Below are 22,767 nucleotides of genomic sequence, written 5' to 3'. Positions count from 1 at the left end.
GAACCGTCCCTTTATTCTTTCAAAAAATCAATTACCCGGTCATATGTCGCTTCGTTCCCTATAATGAGCAGGATGTCACCAGCCTCAATACTCGCATAAGGGCCTGGCGAAATGATGATCTCCCCTTCCCTCTTCAGCCCGACAATTGTCCCGCCGGTGTTCTGCCAAAACTTCATGTCGGAAATGGTTTTGCCGATTTGGGAACTATCCGCGCCAATCTCCACTTCTATCGGCACAAGCGGATTCGTGTAACGGAGCTTATCCGAATAATCCACAATTTTTTCGATCGTTTCAAAGAGCTGGTGATCCAACTGGGTCCTGTCAGTCATAATCCTTCTCAGTTTCTTCTCCATATCCTTCACTGTTTCAAGATTCGAGAAGCGGTTTATGTATGTCAGCGCGTTTTCCCTTGAGGAAATGACCACGCCCGCTCCCTTCTCCGATTTAACAATATCGACGTCTTCCAGGATTTTAATCGCTTTGCGGACGGTTTCCGGTGAAACATTGTATTCACTCGCAAGTGTCGATCGGCCGTGTATCTTTTCGCCCACCTTATATTTTTCATTGTAAATGCGGTTCGCAATATCAATCGCAATCTGTTCATACACAGGAATTTTTGTTCGCATGGAAATCTTCCTTTGTCGGGTGATGGCTGTTTCGATTGACGGAATCCTGGCGGCCTTGGTGAGACCGGGAATACCCGCAGAAGGAAACAATAATCTTAGTATATCATGCGTACGAATTTTCTTCCGTTCAAGGCCGTGGCTTTAGAAAAAACAAAAGAGCAGCCAGCGGCCGCCCCTCTTGGAAATGGTAGTTTATTTTGCAAAAGCTCCTTTGTTGTCAAATGCATTGTTGTGGATGACATCAGAAACAAGGTATTCATAAATGTCATCGACGATTTCAATGCCGTTCTTTTCATACTCCTGTTCTGTAAGTACGTTCGGCTCACCTGGATAGTAGACCTGATCGAACCCTGGAGCAGGTTTGATTTCTTTTAAATCTTTGATTGACTGGGCAATCGCGTCCTTAAAGACGCCCAGCCCTGCAAAGAATTCCGGATTAATGACGATGTGAAGCTGGCCGAGGTTTCGGCCTTCTGTCAAATCATGGTACATGGAACTGACCTTGTTTCCGAACGGGAGGCCAAGCAGGACTCCGGAAAGCACATCGACCATCATCATCAGCCCATAGCCCTTTGGCCCGGCGATTGGCAGCAATGCATTCACCTTGAAAGGGTCTGTTGTCGGCTCGCCGTTGCTGTCAACGGCCCATGTGTCAGGGATTGATTCATTTTTCGACCGTGCATGGAGGATTTTCCCCCATGCCTGGATCGTCGTTGCCATGTCAAAAATAATATGCTCGCCATCCTTCCCTGGCGCGCCGAAAGCAATTGGGTTCGTTCCGTAATACGGCTCAGCGCCGCCAAACGGCACAACCATCGGGTCTGATTGGCAGACGGAAATGCCGACTAGGTCCGCCTCCACTGCCTGTTGGACAAAGTAGGAAAGTGCCCCGCTGTGGCCAATTCTTTTTACTCCGACAACGGCAATGCCATTTTCCTTGGCCATTTGGATCGCTTCGTCCATTGCGAGTTTTGAAGCAACATGGCCAGCCCCATTATCGCCATCAAAAATAGCGGAACATGGTCCTGTTTTCTCGAATTTGAAATCCGGCTTCGTATTTGTACCGCCCTTTGAAATCCTTTCAGCATAATATTCGACCCGCATCGCGCCGTGGGAATGCACGCCCCTGGCATCGGCGTGGACCAGTACTTCCGCGACCCCGCCAGCATGCTCCTCCGACAGACCTGCTTTATGAAGTTTTTTTGTAATTAAATTCTTAAGCTGTTCTTTTGTAACCCTCATCCTTTGCACCTCGTTATGTATAGTTGACTGCACTTCCGATTATAGACATATTCTAAATATTGGGCAAATTGGAAACGGGTCTCTAAAGAATTCTCAGCGCTAATTGAACGTTTTATTTAAGCAAAAAAACCCTCCTCAAGTACAAATGACTTGATGGAGGGCTGTTCGCTACATCTTTTCGATTTCAGTTTTTACTTCCTGCACTTCATCAACGATGTCATCCGTCAATTCCCGCGTCGATCTTTTGAACTCCTTCAACGTCGTTCCAACCGCTCTGCCAAGCTCAGGGAGTTTTTTCGGGCCAAAAACGATTAACGCTAAAACCAAAATAATGATTAACCCAGGTATTCCAATGTTTGCCATCTACTTACCCTCTTCTCCAACCTATAATTCTATCGGTTTCATGGCTGAAACATTATCTCCGGAAATAAGTCCGAATGCTCCGCAATCCGGTACCGAGCAAGCTGTCAGACGCATTGCGCCATGAACGCCGCCTGTTGCTTCCCCAGCTGCAAATAGTGCTTCGAACGGTTCTCCAGTCATGTTGTTTATAATCCTAGCTTCAGTGTCAATTCGCACTCCACCTGGAGTATACGTACATTTCGGTGTCAGTCTCATCGCGTAAAATGGTGCTTTTTTTAGGGCAGCCCCATTCATTTGTGAAAAATCCTTGCCAAACTCCTTATCAACGCCGCTATCGAGCAACTCATTATAGTCTTTTACTGCCTTTTTGAGTACTTGGGTGTCGTAATCAAAAAACTTGGCGATTTCTTCAATCGTATTGAACTTGTACATGGTGCCTTCATAGCCATTTTTAGCTTCCATACTAAGCTCAAACCGCTGTTTATCATGGAAGTTATCTGCACCTGTTTGATCATAGATCAGAAGCGGGGCTTTTCCATTGTACTTCTGCTTTTCTTTCAGAATGGTGGTTCCTATTGTATTCCTGTTTCCGAATTCATTTACGAACCGCTTACCATCCGGATTGATCAGCATGCCCCACATAATATCCTCAGTCGGGATCGGATAGGCAAGCCGGAACAGTGAAAGGTTGATTGCTTGGGCCCCGTGTCCCATCAGCATCCTCATCGTCCCCGAGCGTGCTCCCGGATTGGCATCGCTGTTTGTTTCCTCCAACACGCCTGCTTCCGAACCCAGCAGTTTTTTATCCCTGCAATATCCGCCGCTGGCGAAAACGATCCCTTTCCTCGCACCGATATATTTTACGGTTCCTGTATCATTTTTTTCATCATCCTTGGAAGGATTTTCAAAGTCAAAGTAGTAATTTTCCCTAACCTTGACACCTACTGCCCGGTTGCCTTTGAAGATGACATCATCCACCTTGCAGCGTTTTCTCATTGTCAGGTTTCCAGCAAGTTTTTGCTCCGCATAGCTATGGAGAGGGTGAATGACATAAGCCCCTCCTCCAGCCCAAACGGCACGCGCGACAGAATGACCGCCCAATTGCTTGAACTGCTGGAATTTAACGCCTCGCCCTTTCAGAAAATGATAGAAACGCGTCGTCATTTTCGCGACAGTCAGCGCGAGGTCCGGATCGCCATAATCATCGGAAACCTTCCGCATATCCTGGGCCATCAGTTCATAGCTGTCTTCAATTCCCGCTGCCTTTTGCTCATCGCTTCCGACACAGGAAAAATTCAAACCGCTGATTAATGATGTTCCTCCGAGGATATTCATTTTATCTACAACCAAAACTTTGTTTCCTTGTTCAGCAGCGGTTATGGCCGAGGTAGTACCAGCGAGCCCGCTACCGACTACAATGACATCAAATACTTCATCAAACTCAACTTCATCGTTCTCTTCCGCTTCCACGAGCGGCGCCAGACTTGATACCGATAGGGCCGTAACTGCCGCAGAGGCTGCGCCTGCTTTCAAAAAGGTCCTGCGATCCATGAAGGTTCCTCCTTTTAACTCATTCTTTAAGTACATTTTAGACAATCACTTTTCGTTCGAAAGATTTTCCAAATCACTCAATGCTTGGGGCAGCTCGCCGTTATGGCCTACATCGATATGGCAGGAAGCACATTCAATCGCCCTGCTCGTTCCTTTTTTGCTCCGGTAATACGTATGCATTTTCTGTGCTTTGGCATTGTCAGATTTCAGCTTTCCACTGTCAACTTCTTTATGGCAGGAGATGCATCCACTTGAATAAACAAACTCTTCCCGGTTTTTAAGATTTTCGTAGTATTCCTTTTTAGAATAACTTCCAACAAAGTGAGATTTTACTTCCTTTGCCCCGCTGACAACCTTGGTTGCCATATAATCCAGTGTTGAATCCTGTGGCAAGTGACAAGTCGCGCAATCCGCTTTGATGCCGGCCCGGTTTGCTCCTCCGTGGATATCCCGCTCATACGCCTTTACGAAGGTGTCCATCTCATGGCAGCTCCCGCAAAATTCTGGAGTCCCTGTAGCATGAATCACGTCTGACGAGAAAAATGCAACCACAATGGTTAGAAAAGCCGTAAGCAGAATAGCCGCAATGAAGCCGGCCTTTGAATTTATTTTCGCTAGTAAACCTTTTTTCTCTTTCATTCATCCAGCACCCTTTCTCTACGGAGTGTCTTTCATCCAGACCTTCGTATCATGGCAGTTCGCGCAATAATTCACTGATGGTTTGTGTTCTTTATGGCAATCAGCACAGTCCAGATTATCTTTATGGTGGAACCCGTTATGCGGATTCACTTCATTTTTATCGAGATGGGAAGTGCGCTTCGCTACTTTCTTGTAGTCGCCATGGCAAGCCAAGCATTCTTCCTTTCCAAGCGGCTTAATTTCCTTTGTATCCTTAAAATCCCCATGGCAAGCCACGCAATCAAATCCTAGCTTTTTATGGGCGTAATTTTTTGAAGGATGCTTTTTCTCCAGCTCAGCCATTTTTTCCGCGGAAATGGTTGTTTTCGAAAAGGAGACATCCGTTTTTTCGCTTTTTTCCTTGGCGTTGATCCCTTCATATACAAACCCTGCTCCCGCCAGCAGAAGAAGGCCGATGACAATCAATAATTTTTTCACTTTCTGTTCACTCCCAGCTTATCAAGTAAGTACAGGTTCCATTTTCACTGCCTGTTCCCCGGCGATTATTCCATAAGTACCGCAGCTGGCAACACAGGTTCCTTCAAGGATTTGGCCGCCATGGATGCCTCCGGCCACTTCACCGGCGGCAAACAATCCCTTGATTGGTTTACCGTCCGCCATCCGGATGACCATGGCTTTTTTGTCCACCTTAACCCCTCCGGTTGTGCTGTTCATTTCAGGCACTATTTCAATTGCGTAAAAAGGAGCCTTTTTGACGGCTGCCCCTTTTAATCCATCGAGCATTTTCATGGTGATTTCATCTTTGCCGGCTTCAATCGTTTTGTGGTAGTCGGCAATTGTCTGTGCAAGCGCGGCTTCGGGAAGTCCAAAGTGTGAAGCAAGTTCAGGAATCGTCTCGAATTTTTTAAGTTTACCTTCCGTCAGCGCACGGTCCCGCCTTTTCTTGTCGCTCATATTTTCAAAGCCTGTCTGGTCAAAAATGCACACCGGCGGCTTGCCGCTATTCTTATTTTTCGACTTGAACGAAATGCGGCCGAATTTATTCGGATTTCCCTCATCCGTGAGCCTGATACCCGCTGCGTCAGTCATCATCCCATAATAATAATCGCGTTCGTAAAGCGGATAGGAAAAATGGTAAAGTGCTGTATTTACCGGATGGACTCCTTTTTTAATGAGTGACTTTAAAAGGCCAGCCGTTGCTCCCGGATGAAGTCCCGGCGATGTTTCCGACATTTTGCCAAAATATTTAGCCTCCCCCTCGATAAACTGTTTATCAAAGGCATAGCCGCCATTGGCAAGAATAATCGCTTTTTTAACGCCGTAAACCTTTGCTGTACCCGAGACATTAATGAAATCATCGTCATGCTTGCCGGTCACCGTATATTGTTCGCGGACTCTGACGCCTACCGCCCTGCCAGCATTATCGAAAAGCACTTCCTCCGCCTTGCACTTCTTCCTGATCTCGCATTTGCCATTCAATTTCGCATGCAGCTTAGCCATGACTTTTTTACCGCCATCCTCAAGCCATAACGTTCTTGCAACAGAATGCCCTCTCAATTGCTTCAGTTCCCCGAAGGAGACACCGAGTCCAGTTAATAGCTTGTAAAGCTCCCCGGAGCGCTTCGCCATTTCAGTGGCGAGGCCAGGTTGGCCGTAGTTCTCACCAATCTTTTGCATATCGCCGACCAGGAGTTCTATACTGTCCTCGATTCCCTTCTTTTTCTGTTCTGCGCTCCCCGCCAAGGAAAAGTGGAACTCTTGCTTCAATGAGCTTCCACCGAGGTAATCCATCTTTTCAAGCAGCGCCACTTTGGCACCTTTTTCAGCGGCAGTCAGCGCCGCAATTGTTCCGGCAAGCCCGCTTCCGATGACGATGACATCAAACATTTCATCGAATGCGTAGTCATGGGTGGAGTTCTCTTTTTTCTTGCTCCCTTTCCCAAGGACACTAACCGGTATCAGACCCCCAGTTGCCAGGACGCCCATTGCCACAGCCCCAACCTTTAACAATTCAAGGCGTGTAGTTTTACCCTTCATGTTTAACACTCCTCTTGTGATTATGTTCACAAAAATTCCTACACCCACATTCTAAAAGACATTCAATTACATCCCCATAACACGGATTCAGAGAAATATTACAAAAGTATATCAGTCATAAAACTGACAAAAACACAGTCTGATTGACTGTGTTTTCAAAGTAAAAATAGTATTATCTTACTCAATCATATACCCTACTCCCGGGTAGGTTGTAATGTACTCAATTTTATTCTCACCATTCGCTTTCCTCAGCTTCTGCCGAAGACGCGCGATGGCGACACGAAGATAATCAATATCATTCCGGTATTCAGGACCCCATATTTGGCTAAGAATTTCTTCGTGTGTCAGTACTTTTCCCCTGTTTGAAGAAAGAAGGGCAAATAGTTTATACTCCGTGTTTGTCACGTTCGCTTCTTTTCCATCCACAAATATTCGAAGCTTCGAGTAATCAATTTCGAGGTTCTGAACTTTGCATGTTTTACTGACAGATTGCAACGGCGCGGTCCTGGCTGTCCGTCTCAGGACTGCCCGGATTCTCGCATAAAGTTCCTCAAGGGTAAATGGCTTGGTCATATAATCATCGGATCCGAGATCCAGCGCGGTGATTTTATCGTTTGCGTCATGGCATGCGGAAAGCATGATGACCGGGACATCAGTGAATCCCCGCAAAGCCTCAAGAACCTCAAAACCGTCCATTTCCGGCATGAGGATATCAAGCAAAACCAAATCCGGCATTAAAGCGTCATACTCCTCGAGCATTGGCCGTCCATCTGCAAAAGTGTGTACAGTATAGCCTTGCGCCCTAAGATTCGCAGACACAAACCTAAGGATTTTCGCTTCATCGTCAACCATCACTATTTTATGCTTCATGATCTTCCACCTGCCTGTCATTTGGTATTTTAACCGTAAATTTGCTGCCGGCCGACAACTCGCTTTGGACGTACAGTTCCCAACCGTGCGCATCGACAATTCCCTTGCAAATAGCCAATCCGAGCCCTGTCCCGCCAGATTTTCTCGTCCGGCTTGCATCAACATGAAAAAACTTGTCAAAAATTTTCTGCAGGTTTTCCTTGGCTATACCGATGCCGTTGTCACAGAAATCGAGGTATATGGCATCCTTACCTTCATGTATGGAAATTTCGATCCTGGGCTTTCCATTGGAATACCTAATGGCATTTGTGATGATATTCCTTATGACTTGTTCCAATCTTTTCAAATCAAATGAAACAACAGGGTTGGCCTCTGGCCGAACTTTATAAATAATTTCCGCTTCGGTAAACGGAGGCTTCTTCAATCCCTGAAGCACGCCCTCAATGAACGTCCCTATCCTCGTTTTTTCTTTAATAAGCACTAACGCGTTCGAATCTATTTTCACAATATCAAGCCAATCACTTGTCAGCTGTTCAAGCCGCTTGACATCATCCTCCATGCCGCGCAAAAGTTCTTCAATAAAGTCTACATCCCATTGAACATCTTTTCGGAGGAGCGTTTCAATACTGCCTTTCAATGTTGTAATAGGCGTTTTATATTCGTGGGAAGTAAAAGAAATCAACCTGTTTTTTAGTTCCTCGATTTCTTTCTCCTTCGTCATATCCCTTAGGACAATCCCAAAACCGAATTTTTCATCCTCCTCATGGAGCAGGAATTTTGCCATCGATAAATGCCGTTCTCCTGCTTCCGTACTAATTGCAAAGACGACTTCAAGGCAATCTTCCTCCATAATCGTTAAAAAATCGTCTTTCATGGAGATTTTGCTAAAAGGTATTCGTACGGATAAATCTATGACATCCAATCCCGTCAAAGAGGTACCGGCCAACCGGAGGGTATTGGCAAATAATCCATTGGAATAGGTAATGCCGTAATCCCTGTCCAGCAAGGCAAAACCATCATTCATATTCTCAGTAACGGTTTTAAGTACTTCATTGTGCCTGCTTAGATTGTTCATCAAATAATGATTGTACAGGATGATTCCGAGCGACCGGGAATAGACACTTACAAAATCTCTGGCAGTTTCGTCCAGACATCGTTCAAAGACCAATCTGCCCAGAATCTTGCCCGCAAAGGAGACATCAGCTGCACTGTCGGTCTTTTCCCAGTCACAGCCTTCGGTTTTATCTTTTTCAAAATAAACCGATATCCCCAAATAACCCGACAGCTTTTCAAGCGAGTTTTGCAGGAACGCCTCTGTCTCTCCTTGAGGCATTTGGTACTCAATCATTTCGTTAATCAATTCGAGTTGGGAATTTTTTATCCTCAGCCCCTCTGTCCGTTCTTCCACTCTTTGCTCAAGTTCCCGATTCAGCTTCAGGAGGTCCTCTCTGTTTTTAAAGATGTTTTTGCCCATTTCATAAAAACGATGAAGGAGCAAATTATATTCCTTTGCCGCATTCTTCAGTTGTATTTTTTCAAACTGGTCGAGTGTAAACGATTTTTGTTCGAGCGCGGCAGAGTAATCCATTAGGACCCCGACTGGGCCAAGCATTTTCTTTGAAAGCCGCATGGCCAGGAATTGGGTCAGAAGCAGTGTAAACAACAAGACCGCCCCTAGAAGATAAATAGCCTGTTTATAGCCTTCATTCATGATTGAAACAGGTCTTGAAACAAAAACATGCCAGTTTAGTGAATTTATTTTCTCATAACTCATAAACTCCGGCCTTTGATACACTGAGGAGTAATACTTCCCTTCGCCTGTCTGGCTGCCTTCTAGATTGTATTTATTTTTGAACATCTGAACGTCATAGTTTTTCGTAATCACTTGCTGGCCGGGATGATAAATGATTTTTTGTTCCTGATCCACCACAACGGGATATGCACCTTTCCCATAATCATAATCCGTAATGGTATTGGTTAAGGCAGACAAATCAAGCATGCCGAGAACGTATCCGTTAAATTCCCCTTGCTTTTTCAATGGGGAGGCAATTAAAATCATCGGAGTCTTCGTATGCCGGCCTACAAGAATCGGGGTTATAATCGTCTTTTCCCCCTGTTTGACGCTCTTGAAATGATCACGTGAACTGACATCGGCCCCAACCTTCAGCTCACCAATTACTCCTCCTTCAAGATAGGAGGCAACAATCTTTCCATCTTTATCGCCAACATAGAGTTCCATAAAGCCCGGGAGTTTGGTTTTTGCCCCTTCCAGGAGTATTGTCATGCTCTTTTGATCTAACATTTTCATGCGGGAAATATTATAGCTGATCGATTCAATATAATTTATATGAAAGCCTACGTAAGTTTCGACTACTTCACTTAGCCTCTGGGCTGCATATTTCTGGCTTCTGGAAGATTGGGATATTTCCTCACTGATCCCATTGCCATGAAAAACTCCCAATATACAAATTGGAACTAGCGAGAGAAATAAAAATATGAAAGCCAGCTGTCTTTTTAATGGTTGATTTTTATCCATCGCTAAGGTCCTTCTCTCAAATGTTAATCCTTACATAAACAGTGTAAATGATTACAAAAAAGGTTGATGGCTGTTTCCGTGAACAGATTTCGACACTTTTCTACAAAGTTTCATAATATCGTAGAAGTTTTGGCTGATGCCGAAAGAACGCGCGGTTTATAATAAGGTGAATCCTTCATTACTACGAGTCTTAAAGCCTGATAAGACTTGAAAGAGAGGGAGTTCCCCTAAAAGAAGGAGTGGCCGGAATGATGTCGACTCGCAGTATAAAATCAAAATGGGTATTCTTCATAGTTTTCGTCATCACCGGGGTGACCCTCTATACTGGAAGTACTTTGGGGAAAGCGCACTCATACGAGGAATATCTTGGGGAGATGGAGAAGCCCTACCGGAAATTTTATGAACGTCTTGAGAACATAACCGACAGGCCATCACCTAAAGAAATGGAAGAAATATATACTAAGTTCGAAAATGACATTCAAGCCCTTAAAATTCCTGTAAATGCCGAAGAAAGTGTAAGAGAAAGCTATCAGCAACTGCTCAGTATGCCGGAAATATATCGGAAAGACTATCAGACCTCAAATTATAAGTACTCTACCATCGCCGGGCAAGCAAAGCACGCAAAAATGATGCTGGATTATATCGCGGAGAAAAAGTAAAGCCATTCCCGAAGGATGGCTTTGTCATTTGTAAAACTGATTGGCCTCGGTTAGCGTTATGCCCGATAAAACTTATAAAAACAAAAACGTCCCCGCAAAAAGGCAGAGTGAACCGACTGGAATGGGGTGTCTAAAATACGACGCAAAATATTGGCCGAGTGTTTCGCTTTCACCGCTCTCCTTCCTGAAGACTCCGAGCGTCACAGCCAGGAAAACTGTCGAGCAAAACAGTAAAATGAACGGAAAAGACATGAAACCGGTATGGACCGGGATCCGGAATGTATAAACATAGCCCCTTTCAAGCAAAAGCTTATAGATCGAATACGCAAATAGAAGTTCGAGCGCGGCTGTCAATAACGCCCATAGCCAAAATTCAATTTTCCTCATAAATTTCTCCTTCGAAGAACAATGAAAATGTTTGGTTCTGAAAAAAGATAGGATTTCATTTAGGTTGCTCGTTTCCCATTTGGAATAATTCGACAAATATAGGAAATTTCCTCTTTGATTGCTTTATTTATTTTCTGATGAGTTAAAATGACAAGTGAGTATCCCAAAAAATATTTGCCCTAATGAAGCTGTCTCTATAGCAAAAACCGCAGGACTCCTCTCTCGTTGTGAGGAGATACCTGCGGTTTCTCGTTTTATCAGGGCGATTTTCTTCTATGTGAATATTCGCCACTGTCTTTTCAAAAGCAAATTGATTACTTCCCATGGACCAGTTCTCTTCTGACTTTGCGCCCCTTTAATTCGCCAGCGTTCATATGCACCATCGCCATCGCTGCAAGAAGCAGAATGCCTGTGACGATAAAGACGCTTTGGACGGGAAAGAGGCCGCCAAGGAATCCGCCGATCATTGGCCCGGCCATTCCTCCCAGCTGGTTTGCCGTCTGGTTGAGGCTGAATGCCCTGCCTCGGAAATCCTCAGGCGTCGATTTGACGACCAGTCCGTTCAGCGCCGGATAAACAGCGCAGAAGAAGACGCCGAATAGAAAACGGATCAGCGAGAAGCCCCAAATTTGGGCAAACAATACCTGCGCAAGCATCCCTAGACCGCCGCCGAGAAGACCAATGAACAGCACCCGTTGAAAGCCGACTTTATCAGCCCATCTCCCCCATAATGGAGCAAACGCGACACTCGCGATCCCGGGCAGTGAAAAGATGATCCCAGCAAGAAGCGAAGCATTATCGGCTGATCCGCTCAGTTTTACGACATATAGCGGCAGGACTGGTTCAATCGTCATAACTGAACAACTGACGACTAACGTCAGAATTAGAACGAGCATAAAGCGGTGGTTATTAAGGGCAACGTGGAAATCCTTCAAAACAGACCCTTTTTCCTTGTTAGGCTTGAAGTTTTCCTCTTTAACGAAGAAAATAATCAGCAATGTAGCAAGCCCGACAATCAGGCCGCCTGTTCCAAAAGCCCAGCGATTCCCCACGAAATGGGCGATTGCCCCGCCAAAAAGCGGACCGGCAATCTGGCCTGCAGCGGAACCTGAGGATATAATCGATAGCGCATAGCCTACTTTATCACTCGGCGTATTCGTGCCAATCAAAGCAATCGCACCAGGGATGAATCCGCTCAGAAGCCCCTGCAAAATCCTGAGTCCAAGAATTTGATAAGGATTTGTCACGAAGGCCATTAATGTATAAATCACGAAAAGGGCAATTCCTGCCCTAATAATCATTGGTTTCCGTCCGTATTTATCGGCCACTCGCCCCCAAAACGGCGAGGCGATGGCACCTGCGAAAAATGCGGAACCAAATATTAAACCAGACCACATCTCCGTGTGCTCATGAACGCCCAGCTGCAAAAGAAACAAAGGTAAAAATGGGATGACCATTGAGAAACTCGCTGCCGTGAAAAATACGCCAATCCAGAGAATCCATAAATTCCGTTTCCATAATGGCATGCAGTTTTCATCTCCAAGCTTTAAATCGGTTAAATTCTTTTCCATATTGTCCATGTTATCACAGTTCACAATTAATTTCACAGGCGAAATATTCGGTTTCCGAAATAATAACGCTTACATACCATAATGGAAAAACTTTCTTAACTAAGGCTGATTTCACAAAGTGTAAACAGTCTCCTTCCCAATGAAATGTTAAAATGAAAGGGACGAATCGATCGAAGGAGCTTATGAAAATGGACAAAACAGAAATCATCGCCCGCCGCATCCTTGGTTGGAAGCTGAACAGATGGGACCGTTGGTACGATCCTGAAACAAAGCAATTTATCTCTGTCGCTGACTTCCAGCCTGCCCATCGCCTTGAGCATGCCTTGATGATTGTGAACCGGCTGAAACAAACAGGTTACGATTATAAAGTTATAGAAAATCACCATGTTTGTTTTAATGGAATTTGCGCTAGCGGAGCCAGCCTTGCTGAAGCAATCACCGAGGCCGCTTATGCCATCGCCGATAATAGCCAGGTCGCCGATGGATGGCTCTAGCCATTTTTGCAAAAAAGGTCAGTTGAACTGCAAAAAGCCGCCTGAACAACAGGCGGCCTTTCCTTTTTACATGTGAATTCGCCCCCCCGTTCCTATCAACTTAAGCGAAAATCAACACTCACCTTTAAATGGGCTTTCAAAAAAATCGTGGAGAGAAAAAAAAGCACCTTTGGCTTCCGGAAAATTGCTCCGGCCACCAAAAGTGCTTTTCATTATTCGTAAACCGCTTCCTCATTGAAACAGTTCGTTATTTTACTGGAAGTTCTTCTCCTAGGTTTGCAAGGCGTTCTGCAACGTCCTGCTGTGTAAGCCCATGTTCCTGCACATAAAGATTCCTTGGGTGCACCCGGCATTCGTGTGTGCAGCCGCGCAAATAGGTATGTTCATTTTCCTCCGAGCAGAGAATCTGCTTATTGCATTCGGGGTTGGCGCAGTTTACATAGCGTTCGCATGGTTCGCCAGTGAAGTAATCCTTTCCGACAACAACATGCTCGACGCGGTTGACCGGGACGGAAATCCTTTCATCAAAAACATACATTTTGCCATCCCACAGCTGCCCTTTAACCTCAGGATCCTTGCCATATGTGGCAATCCCGCCGTGAAGTTGGCCGACATTTTCAAAGCCTTCCTTGACAAGCCAGCCGGAGAATTTCTCGCAGCGGATGCCGCCTGTACAATATGTCAGGACTTTTTTGCCCTCTAATTGTTCTTTATTCTCCCTAATCCAGTCTGGAAGCTCACGGAACGCCTTAATATCCGGACGGATCGCGCCGCGGAAATGGCCAAGATCATACTCGTAATCGTTACGGGCATCAATGACAACTGTATCAGGATGCTGCATCGCTTCAAAGAATTCCTTTGGCTCAAGGTATTGACCCGTTATTTCATTCGGATTCACATCATCCTCAAGCCTTAATGTCACAAGCTCGCTCCGTGGGCGGACGTGCATTTTTTTAAACGCGTGGGAGTCAGCTTCGTCAATTTTAAAGACCATGTCGGCAAAACGCGAATCATCTCTCATCGCTTCCATATAAGCATCAGTCTGCTCGATGGTCCCTGAAACAGTCCCATTGATCCCTTCTTCTGCAACAAGAATACGACCCTTCAGCCCGAGCTCCTTGCAAAAATCCAGATGCTGCGATGCAAACTCCTCGGGATTATCTATATGGACATACATATAATAAAGTAAAACTCGATATGGTTGTACTTCTGTCATTTCAATCTAGCTCCATTCTTCATAATCTATAGAAATCGTGTTGAATTCCAGCACGCATATAGTGTAAACCAAAAAGGCAATAAGAATATTGTATAAAAAATTAGGCTGTTTTTCAATATTGCTATCGTATTAATCGTAAATTGCCAATTCTTTCTCAATCTGCCCGCGGATTTTATCTAGGCACTCTTCGGGTGTTTTTGCAAAAACGCGTTTTCCATTCACGATGGCAAACGGACTCCGCGCACACATCCCGCAAAACGATAAGCAGTCATTCATGAGAACGGAAACCTCGGGGTATTCCGCCTCCAATATGGCTTCTACATCAAGCACATTGATGCTGTTGCTCATGCAAATATCCACAATGATAATCCCCATTCCGTTCCCCTCCTTCCATTACTATAGTATACCCCTTGTCAAGCGCAGCTATTGTTACAACGGTATGGAAAGTAAAAAAACAAAAAGAGAAAATTTAGGAAACTATCAAGTCATGCTATACTAAACTGATAAATTAAAATTCAATAGTTAGTTTTTCAAAAAAAATGTGTGGAGTGAAAATGTATGAACCGATCATTCAAAGTTATTTTAGGCTTGTTATTCTTTTTTACATTAACAGGATGTTTTGGGGAAAATTACGATTTTTCTCCCCCTACTGTTTCGGTTATTAACCCAAATGGGAGTAACGAACAAGAAGAATTGGCAGAAGCAAACATTGAATGGGAATATGATAAAAAATACAACAAGGAAACGGAAGATCTTGTTTCATTAGCAAGAAAGCAAAATAAAATGTACTTTAATCCTGGACAACGAGTGGAAATATCAATGGAAAATGGAGATTTCAACCCAAATGGAATTATGGTTTCGGTTTGGCAGAACGAAAAAAAGATTGATTTGAAATATCAAAAAAATGATCAATCCTTCTACTTACCAAAAGAAAAAGGGGAATACATAATTGTAGTTGATCTTCATGCAGATAGTGGAGATGCTCAATATGTAGGAAATATCGTCATGCAGTAATAATAATGCGGAACGGCAATACCTCTAAAAAGCGCCTGAAAAACTCCAGGCGCTTTTTGTTTTTAACTACAACACTGAATTGTATTTCGATATTTGGCGTTTTAAAAAATGAAATTGCCATTAAACAATTCATCCGCATAGTATCCTATATACTATTCAGCTAGTCCTTATTTCATCAATTGCGTCCTTCCTGCAAAATATCGTTTGCCTTCCTTCCAGTTCGTTTTCTTCAAAATAAAGCACCTGCCAGGCACGGAATTCATCCAGCAATTCCTGGGGTCTCAGCATGAACTTACCGGAAACTTTCCTGTCACGGATATTCGGGGAATCAAAATAAGTTTCGATAAAGTAATATCCGCCCTCTTTCATTAAATCCTTCGTGTATGTAAAAAGCTGCTGGTCCAAATAATAGGAAATAACAATTAAATCAAAAGAGTTTTTTGCAAAAGGCAGCCCGCTGAAATCTGCCAGATCCTGCACAGAAGCATCCACCTTCAGGCCAAGTTTTTCCGCCTGATCCGCAACATAGTTTACTGCCGTTACAGATAAATCCACCGCCTCCACTGTATAACCTTGCTCCGCCAAAAACAAACTATTGCCGCCAAGCCCACACGCTAAATCCAATGCAGATCCGCCGTTAAAATAAGGAGCAAGATTTTTCAGCCTAACATTCGGTGCCGGTTCTTTCAATGTTTTTAACCTCTCCTTGTGCTTCTTCTCCCACTTCTCCTCAGAATTCATTTCGCATCACTCCCTTCCGGTTCATTTTTGTCAAAGCCGCTCCGTTTCTAGCCTCTTACTTTTTCACTTTGATTTCTTCGAGTGGCTCCGCGTTTCCATATGCGGGGCGATCCCTGTCGACTGGCTTCGCCCATTTAACTGCATTAATAATGACACGCTGGATGTGCTTGTGATGATAAGTCGGATACGTCTCATGTCCCGGCCGAAAATAAAAGACTTTACCGTTTCCGCGTTTGTATGTACAGCCGCTCCTGAACACTTCGCCTCCCTCAAACCAACTGATGAACACGAGTTCGTCTGGCTGGGGAACATCAAAATGTTCACCGTACATTTCTTCCATCTCAAGTTCGATCATCTCAGGAATACCTTCTGTAATAGGATGGCTCGGATCAGTAGTCCAGAGTCTTTCTTTTTCATCCGCCTCGCGCCATTTCAAATCACAACTCGTCCCCATCAGTTCCTTGAATATTTTTGAAAAATGCCCGGAATGCAGAACGATCAGCCCCATCCCTCCGAGTACTTTCTGGCGGACCCTTTCGACAATCTCATCTGCCACTTCCCCGTGGGCAAGATGGCCCCACCAAATGAGCACATCCGTCCAGGCAAGCACCTCGGCTGTCAATCCATGATCCGGCTCATCAAGAGTCGCCGTCCTTAAGGTAAATCCATTCTCCTCCAAAAAAGCGGCAATAGTGCCGTGAATTCCATCTGGATAAATCTTGGCGACAACAGGGCTTTTTTGTTCGTGCCTGTTTTCGTTCCATACAGTTACCCTGACCATTCATTTTCTCCTCCTAAACCCTTTCTATTTATTGTATAGGAAAAAGGATGAATTGGAACTGTAATGGTTTTTGCGGGAGTACCCCTTTTAGGAAGCCCGTGAATAGACACGGAAAAAATCCCCTTTTTCTCAAGATCAGCTTTCGTCATTTTTCAACATAAATATGGTAATTAATTTGATATAATAGTATTTGGAATATTTTATAGGGGGATAAGAAGTGAAACTGGTTAAAAATATTTTTTTAGTTTTTCTGCTGCTGTTTTTGTTGTTGTTATCTATTGCAGCCCCGATTGCACTGATAGGCGTTGCTGTTTACAGCGCGGGTTTCTGGCTTAGCCATCAGAAAGCAAAAGGAAAAGTGTATGTTAAAAAGCCATGGCTGCTGATCAGCGCAGGTGTCCTCGGCACTCTCCTGCTTGTAGGTGCGTTTGCGGACACGACAGAAGGACAAGCTTCTCAGAAACCAGTCGAAAAAGTAGAGAAACAAGATAATAAGGCTGCCAAAGAGAAAGCCAAGCAAGAAAAAGCGGAAAAAGTAAAGGCGGCTGCCGCGGCCAAGGCAAAGGCCGAACAGGAAGCCAAGGAAAAAGCGGAAGCTGAGGCAAAGGCAAAGGCAAAGGCCGAGGCGGAAGCAAAAACGAAAGCAGATGCCGAAGCAAAGGTAAAAGCGGAAGCTGAGGCAAAAGCAAAAGCCGAAGCGGAAGCAGCAGCAAAGAAAGAAGCTGATACGAAAACGCTCATTGCCGCTCTTGCTCTTGAAAAAGTGACAGTCGGCCGGGTTGTTGACGGTGATACAATCGAAACTTCAGACGGCCGGAAAATCCGTTTTGTTGGCGTGAATACACCCGAATCAACTACAAGGCATGAACCATACGGGAAAGAAGCTAGCGATTATACGAAATCGAAATTGACTGGAAAAGAAATTTGGCTCCAAAAGGATGTCAGCAATACTGACCGCTACGCCCGCTATCTCCGGATCATCTGGCTCGCCATTCCAACGGACGACATGAACGAGAGTGAAATCCGCGCGAAGATGTTCAACGCTGATCTTGTCCTGAATGGATATGCCGAGCCGTCCACTTACCCGCCGGATGTAAAATACAGCGAGTACTTTGTAAAATTCGCACGAGAAGCACGGTCTGAAAATAGAGGATTATGGGCATACGGTCCAAACGGAACGACGAAAGGCGACCTTGACCCGAAACAATCGACTTCAAGCTCTGCAAGCAAACCTGTTGCCACAAAACCAGCGCCATCCAAACCGGCTGCTGCCAAGCCCGCCGGTACAACTGTTAAACCAGCAGCAGGCTCAAGCTCGGGAAGCGAGATTTTTGCCAACTGCACTGAATTACGGAAGAAATACCCGAACGGCGTTCCGTCCACCCACCCCGCCTACCAGTCAAAAATGGATCGGGACAAAGACGGATATGCATGCGAGCGTTAACTGACCAAAAGTGGAGCCGGCAGGCTTCACTTTTTTCTTTCATAACCTTGCGCAAATGGGTTTTTGAAAATTCTTATAACTGCTAAAATGAGAGAAAGACATGAAATAAAGGGGTATGGCTGTGTTTGAATTACTTTTGACAATGGTGGAACGGCTTGGCATTTTGGTCATGATTGCGTTTATTTTGACGCGGTTTCCTTTTTTCCGCGATATGGTCAAGCTTGGCGAGCTTAACAGGCGGCAGCGCGCCATAGCGATTGTCTTTTTTGGCTCTTTTGGAATTATCGGTACTTATTCTGGCCTTACTTTTGACACAGCAAGCCTAGAATTGAATAAATGGGCATACGGCCTCAACTCAGATGAAGCAATTGCCAATTCACGTGTCATCGGAATTGTCCTCGCCGGACTTCTGGGCGGATCGCGGGTTGGCATCGGCGCTGGACTGATTGCCGGCATCCACCGGTTCACTTTGGGGGGCTTTACAGCGATTTCGTGCGGCTCGGCAACAATTTTGGCCGGTTTTCTTTCTGGCCTCTTCCATAGGAAAAACGAACATGTAACGATGCGCTCTGCTTTCCTGATTGGTGCGTTGGCCGAAACGATTCAAATGGGCGTCATCCTGATAATTTCAAAACCATTTGAAAAAGCACTTTCACTCGTGCAGGTCATCGGCGTTCCGATGATTCTCGCCAACGGCTTAGGATGCGCGCTGTTTTTGCTGATTATTAAAAGCGTCATTAACGAAGAGGAAAAGGCAAGCGCGATGCAGGCCCAGAAAACATTGAGAATTGCCGGCCAGACTTTGGCCTATTTAAGAAACGGTTTGTCAGCCGAATCGGCCAAGTTCGTCTGCATGATTCTTCATAAAGAAATACATACAAGCGCCGTTTCAATTACGAATACAAATGAAATCCTCGCCCATACCGGGCTTGGCAGTGACCATCATTGTGCGAAAAGCCCAATCCAGACCTCCCTTACCGAGGAAGCGCTAAGGCAGGGGGAAATTATTGTCGGCGGGCATGACGCAATTGACTGCCGGGAGAAAAGCTGCCCCCTTGGCGCAGTTGTCATCGCGCCTCTAAAGCAGCGGAATAAAACAATCGGAGTGCTGAAATTTTATTTCCGGTCAGAACGGGACATTACGCCAACCATCATGGAGCTCATTACCGGCTTGAGCGAATTGCTAAGCAGCCAGCTGGAAATCGCCGAAGCGGATAAAGCCTACCAGCTTGCAACCGAAGCGGAAATCAAAGCACTCCAGGCCCAGATCAGCCCGCATTTCCTGTTCAACACAATGAATACGATCCTTTCTTTGATCAGGCTGAATCCAGGCAAAGCGAGGAAGCTGCTCGTTTCCCTGTCCCACTTTCTGCGGCAAAACCTTTCCGCAACCACCGAGCGGGTCACCTCTCTTGAGCAGGAACTGAAACATGTAAAAGCATACCTTGCGATTGAGCAGGCCCGCTTTGTTGATAAGCTGACTGTCGTCTACGATATTGACATTGACGCCCTGTTTCATGGCATTCCGCCCCTTACCCTGCAGCCGATTGTCGAAAATGCCATTAAAAAAGGGATTAAAGACAAGGAAAGCGGCTGCCTTGTGAAAATCAGCATTAAAAAGGGAGCGGCCGCCACCTATGTCCAAGTGGAAGACAACGGAATCGGCATGAGCAGGGAGAAGCTTGCCCAGCTATGCAAAACTCCCCTTCCGTCCGAAAGCGGGACAGGTATTGGGTTATACAATGTGAACCGAAGACTGGCGATGATGTACGGTGAAGAGGCCAGCCTGCGAATAAAAAGCGAGATCAATAAGGGGACGGAAATTGCTTTTGCCATTCCTCACGCGGAGGTGGAGCTCAGTGGAGCAGTCAATTAAGGTGCTGATTGTTGATGATGAACATTATAGCAGGGAGGAATTGAAGCACCTCCTCTCTTCCCATCCTTCCATTAAAATCGTCGGTGAAGCGGACTCGGGAGAAGCAGCTGTTTTGAAGGCGGTCGAACTTCAGCCGGACGCTGTTTTTCTCGATGTTGAGATGCCAAGGATGAACGGAATGCAAACAGCCAAAGCCCTGCTCAATCTAAAGAAGGCTCCGTTTGTCGTATTCGCCACCGCATACCCTGAATTTGCGGCAGAGGCCTTTAGGTACAATGCAGTAGATTATTTACTGAAACCGTATGATGAGGAGCAGCTTGCCGATACGATTGACAGGCTTGAAAAAGTAACCTCTCCTTTAGAGAAGGCTGATTTTGCCAAGAAAACAGGGAAGCTTGCCGTTGAGTCGGATTCGGACATACACTATCTGGAACCGCACGAAATCGTTTATGTCGCAAAAGATGATAAAGTGACAAAAGTAGTGGCTGCTGATGGAACTTATGAAACGAAAAGCTCACTGAAAGAGCTGGAAGTGAGGCTCGTTCCATTCGGTTTTTGCAGAATCCATAAAAGCTTCCTTGTAAATTTGAAACGTGTTACAAGGATGGCTCCGTGGTTTAATGGTGCCTATCAGCTGGAAATTGAAGGCTGCAGCGAAATGCTGTCGGTTAGCAGAAACTATGTTAAAACCCTAAGAACGAAGCTTGAAATTTAGCTTTTCTATTTTACTCCGCCGTTAATCGGCGGTTTTTTTTGTATGTTACACATTATGATTCAGAATATTCTCTCAAAACCAATGCATGTTGCTCTTCGTTTTCTGCATCTTATACCGGGTTTTTAACCTGATGAGCGTAAAAACATCTTCTTATCCGCCAGGTTTTTTATAATAGGAAATGTAACCGCATTCATTCATTTAGGGGGGTTCTCATGTATACGTTTATTGCTGGTGTCATTTTATTGATTTTAGGTTATTTCACGTACGGTAAGTTTGTCGAAAAGGTTTTTGGCGTAAAGGAAGAGCGGACAACTCCAGCCTTCACCCATAAGGATGGCGTTGACTATCTGCCTATGAGCACGACAAAAAACTCATTGATTCAGCTGTTGAACATTGCCGGAGTCGGACCTGTTTTCGGGCCGATAATGGGCGCGCTTTACGGGCCGGTCGCATTTATTTGGATCGTGGCGGGCTGTATTTTTGCAGGAGCGGTTCATGACTATCTGACTGGCATGATTTCAATCCGCAACCGCGGGGCCCATCTGCCTGAACTGGCGGGGAAATTCCTCGGTAACGTCATGAAGCACGTTGTCAATGCTTTCGCTATTCTTCTTTTATTATTGGTAGGTACGGTTTTCGTTTCTTCGCCAGCCCAGCTCCTTTATAACCTAATGGATGGCTGGATGACAATGGGACTGATTGTCGGAGCGATTTTCCTATACTATATCCTGGCAACACTGCTGCCAATCGATAAAATCATCGGGCGCTTTTATCCATTTTTCGGCGCGCTTCTTTTAATAAGCGCTGTTGGCGTCGGGGTAGGCCTAGTTGTAAAGGGAGCTCCAATTCCTGAGCTTTCTTTGAGCAATTTCCACCCTGATAATGCTCCTATCTTCCCGCTGTTATTCTTGACCATTTCTTGCGGCGCATTGTCAGGATTCCATGCAACTCAGACTCCAATCATTTCAAGGACAACCCAAAGCGAAAAGCAGGGCCGGAAAATTTTCTACGGCATGATGATTGCTGAAGGCATCATCGCAATGATTTGGGCAGCTGCAGCGATGAGCCTGTTCAACGGTTACGGCGGACTGAACGAAATGCTTGCGGCTGGCGGACCTGCTGGAATCGTAAGCCAGGCTTCCACTGCCATGCTAGGAGCAGTTGGCGGTACACTCGCCGTTCTTGGAGTAATTGTTCTTCCAATCACATCCGGAGATACTGCTTTCCGAAGTGCAAGGATGATTATTGCTGACTATTTCAAGTATTCTCAGGCAAAACTCACCAACCGTCTCTGGATTGCCTTGCCATTGTTCGTGCTGTCTTTTGCCTTAACCAAAATTGATTTCACAATCCTATGGAGATACTTCTCCTGGGCGAACCAGTCGACAGCTGTTATTGCGCTGTGGGTAGGTGCCATGTATCTGTTCATCGCAAAGAAAAATTATTGGATCGCAATTATTCCGGGCATGTTCATGACAACAGCTGTCACAAGCTACATCCTGAACGCCCAGATTGGTTTTGGACTGCCACTGACAATTTCAAACATTAGCGCGCTTATCGTCACAGCCGGCATCACAGCCCTTTTCTTTAGCGCCGCCAAAAAAGCCCGTGCTCAAAACCTTCCACTCGAGGAAGATATCTCGTTCTACAATAAAACAGCCTAATGAGCTGCTGCAGCCCGAACTACAGAAAAACAGTCAACGAACAAGAGGAGAAAATCAACGCAAAAGGCCGGGACACTCTCCCCCTTTCCGCGAAAATCCTCCTCATCGCCGTTGCACTCGCCGCACTTACCGCTGTCATCCTGCTCTGAAGCAGGGGGACGGTTCCAGCGCTTCTTTCGGAAAACGAAAGAAGCGCAGAACCGTCCTTTTTTAATGGCTTGAAGTAGGTGCTTCCAGTTTTCACTATGACTTTTTTCTCATTTTTCTTTTGTGCTTATTGGCAGAGGAATACATAATTTCGATTGAATCGTGACAAATAGCCTGGTAATTATGTCTCCACA

23 protein-coding genes are annotated in these 22,767 nt (G+C 45.3%); 8 read left to right on the top strand and 15 right to left on the bottom strand.

The annotated features are described in order from the left end of the window. Positions 1–11 precede the first annotated feature (11 nt). The 9 genes from BN1002_RS06505 to BN1002_RS06465 all read right to left on the bottom strand — a co-directional run bounded on the left by BN1002_RS06505 (position 12) and on the right by BN1002_RS06465 (position 9,864). Positions 12–626, bottom strand: coding sequence for a GntR family transcriptional regulator (locus BN1002_RS06505; protein WP_048824205.1), 615 nt, complete (start codon positions 624–626; stop codon positions 12–14). A gap of 192 nt (positions 627–818) precedes the next feature. Continuing rightward, on the bottom strand, positions 819–1,868 hold the full coding sequence (gene allD, locus BN1002_RS06500) for an ureidoglycolate dehydrogenase (protein ID WP_048824204.1): 1,050 nt from the start codon (positions 1,866–1,868) through the stop codon (positions 819–821). 168 nt (positions 1,869–2,036) lie between these two features. After that, complete coding sequence (gene tatA / locus BN1002_RS06495) at positions 2,037–2,231, bottom strand: twin-arginine translocase TatA/TatE family subunit (protein ID WP_048824203.1); 195 nt, start codon at positions 2,229–2,231, stop codon at positions 2,037–2,039. Between the two features lie 21 nt (positions 2,232–2,252). After that, complete coding sequence (locus BN1002_RS06490; RefSeq protein WP_048824202.1) at positions 2,253–3,782, bottom strand: FAD-dependent oxidoreductase; 1,530 nt, start codon at positions 3,780–3,782, stop codon at positions 2,253–2,255. Between the two features lie 45 nt (positions 3,783–3,827). After that, positions 3,828–4,421, bottom strand: coding sequence for a cytochrome c3 family protein (locus tag BN1002_RS06485; protein ID WP_048824201.1), 594 nt, complete (start codon positions 4,419–4,421; stop codon positions 3,828–3,830). 18 nt (positions 4,422–4,439) lie between these two features. Continuing rightward, complete coding sequence (locus BN1002_RS06480; protein ID WP_048824200.1) at positions 4,440–4,898, bottom strand: cytochrome c3 family protein; 459 nt, start codon at positions 4,896–4,898, stop codon at positions 4,440–4,442. 21 nt (positions 4,899–4,919) lie between these two features. Then, positions 4,920–6,458 carry an FAD-dependent oxidoreductase gene (locus tag BN1002_RS06475; RefSeq protein ID WP_048824199.1) on the bottom strand — a complete coding sequence of 513 codons (1,539 nt, stop codon included), beginning with the start codon at positions 6,456–6,458 and terminating at the stop codon, positions 4,920–4,922. A gap of 177 nt (positions 6,459–6,635) precedes the next feature. After that, on the bottom strand, positions 6,636–7,328 hold the full coding sequence (locus BN1002_RS06470) for a response regulator transcription factor (protein ID WP_048824198.1): 693 nt from the start codon (positions 7,326–7,328) through the stop codon (positions 6,636–6,638). Next, positions 7,318–9,864 (bottom strand): sensor histidine kinase, encoded by a 2,547-nt coding sequence (locus tag BN1002_RS06465; protein WP_048824197.1) that lies wholly within the window; start codon positions 9,862–9,864, stop codon positions 7,318–7,320. Before BN1002_RS06465 ends, BN1002_RS06470 begins: the two co-directional genes overlap by 11 nt. A gap of 248 nt (positions 9,865–10,112) precedes the next feature. Between BN1002_RS06465 and BN1002_RS06460 the strand changes: the two genes are divergently transcribed. Continuing rightward, positions 10,113–10,523 (top strand): hypothetical protein, encoded by a 411-nt coding sequence (locus BN1002_RS06460; RefSeq protein WP_048824196.1) that lies wholly within the window; start codon positions 10,113–10,115, stop codon positions 10,521–10,523. Positions 10,524–10,595: 72 nt separating this feature from the next. Here the strand turns inward: BN1002_RS06460 and BN1002_RS06455 are convergent, their stop codons facing one another. Further along, positions 10,596–10,910: a hypothetical protein gene (locus BN1002_RS06455; RefSeq protein ID WP_048824195.1), complete on the bottom strand. Its 315-nt coding sequence runs from the start codon at positions 10,908–10,910 to the stop codon at positions 10,596–10,598. A 314-nt stretch (positions 10,911–11,224) separates the two neighbouring features. Beyond that, entirely contained in the window at positions 11,225–12,436 is a 1,212-nt protein-coding gene (locus BN1002_RS06450) for an MFS transporter (RefSeq protein ID WP_048824194.1), read from the bottom strand. 233 nt (positions 12,437–12,669) lie between these two features. Here BN1002_RS06450 and BN1002_RS06445 point away from each other — a divergent pair, with 233 nt between their 5' ends. Continuing rightward, complete coding sequence (locus BN1002_RS06445; protein ID WP_048824193.1) at positions 12,670–12,975, top strand: BC1872 family protein; 306 nt, start codon at positions 12,670–12,672, stop codon at positions 12,973–12,975. Positions 12,976–13,222: 247 nt separating this feature from the next. Here the strand turns inward: BN1002_RS06445 and trhO are convergent, their stop codons facing one another. After that, positions 13,223–14,191 carry an oxygen-dependent tRNA uridine(34) hydroxylase TrhO gene (gene trhO / locus BN1002_RS06440; RefSeq protein WP_048824192.1) on the bottom strand — a complete coding sequence of 323 codons (969 nt, stop codon included), beginning with the start codon at positions 14,189–14,191 and terminating at the stop codon, positions 13,223–13,225. Positions 14,192–14,320: 129 nt separating this feature from the next. Further along, positions 14,321–14,566, bottom strand: a complete 246-nt coding sequence (locus tag BN1002_RS06435; protein WP_048824191.1) for a YuzB family protein — start codon at positions 14,564–14,566, stop codon at positions 14,321–14,323. Positions 14,567–14,749: 183 nt separating this feature from the next. Here BN1002_RS06435 and BN1002_RS06430 point away from each other — a divergent pair, with 183 nt between their 5' ends. Then, positions 14,750–15,205, top strand: a complete 456-nt coding sequence (locus BN1002_RS06430; protein WP_048824190.1) for a hypothetical protein — start codon at positions 14,750–14,752, stop codon at positions 15,203–15,205. A gap of 156 nt (positions 15,206–15,361) precedes the next feature. Here the strand turns inward: BN1002_RS06430 and BN1002_RS06425 are convergent, their stop codons facing one another. Together BN1002_RS06425 and BN1002_RS06420 are read right to left on the bottom strand one after the other, a co-directional pair. After that, on the bottom strand, positions 15,362–15,946 hold the full coding sequence (locus tag BN1002_RS06425; RefSeq protein WP_048824189.1) for a class I SAM-dependent methyltransferase: 585 nt from the start codon (positions 15,944–15,946) through the stop codon (positions 15,362–15,364). 55 nt (positions 15,947–16,001) lie between these two features. After that, a complete protein-coding gene (locus tag BN1002_RS06420; protein ID WP_048824188.1) occupies positions 16,002–16,727 on the bottom strand; it encodes a ThuA domain-containing protein in 726 nt (241 codons plus the stop codon). 217 nt (positions 16,728–16,944) lie between these two features. On the opposite strand from BN1002_RS06420, the gene BN1002_RS06415 reads away from it, so the two are divergent. The 5 genes from BN1002_RS06415 (at position 16,945) to BN1002_RS24015 (ending at position 22,575) form a co-directional block, all read left to right on the top strand. After that, positions 16,945–18,171 carry a thermonuclease family protein gene (locus BN1002_RS06415; protein ID WP_048824187.1) on the top strand — a complete coding sequence of 409 codons (1,227 nt, stop codon included), beginning with the start codon at positions 16,945–16,947 and terminating at the stop codon, positions 18,169–18,171. Between the two features lie 121 nt (positions 18,172–18,292). Further along, positions 18,293–20,047, top strand: coding sequence for a sensor histidine kinase (locus BN1002_RS06410; protein WP_048824186.1), 1,755 nt, complete (start codon positions 18,293–18,295; stop codon positions 20,045–20,047). Continuing rightward, a complete protein-coding gene (locus BN1002_RS06405) occupies positions 20,031–20,762 on the top strand; it encodes a LytR/AlgR family response regulator transcription factor (protein WP_048824185.1) in 732 nt (243 codons plus the stop codon). The genes BN1002_RS06410 and BN1002_RS06405 overlap by 17 nt, the downstream gene beginning before the upstream one ends. 212 nt (positions 20,763–20,974) lie before the next feature. After that, on the top strand, positions 20,975–22,426 hold the full coding sequence (locus BN1002_RS06400; protein WP_048824184.1) for a carbon starvation CstA family protein: 1,452 nt from the start codon (positions 20,975–20,977) through the stop codon (positions 22,424–22,426). Continuing rightward, positions 22,426–22,575 (top strand): hypothetical protein, encoded by a 150-nt coding sequence (locus tag BN1002_RS24015; RefSeq protein ID WP_197072754.1) that lies wholly within the window; start codon positions 22,426–22,428, stop codon positions 22,573–22,575. The genes BN1002_RS06400 and BN1002_RS24015 overlap by 1 nt, the downstream gene beginning before the upstream one ends. Positions 22,576–22,767: the final 192 nt, after the last annotated feature.

The organism is Bacillus sp. B-jedd (assembly GCF_000821085.1).
In the GTDB taxonomy this organism is placed as follows: Bacteria; Bacillota; Bacilli; order Bacillales; family Cytobacillaceae; genus Bacillus_D.
This window is presented reverse-complemented; position numbering and strand designations above follow the sequence as displayed.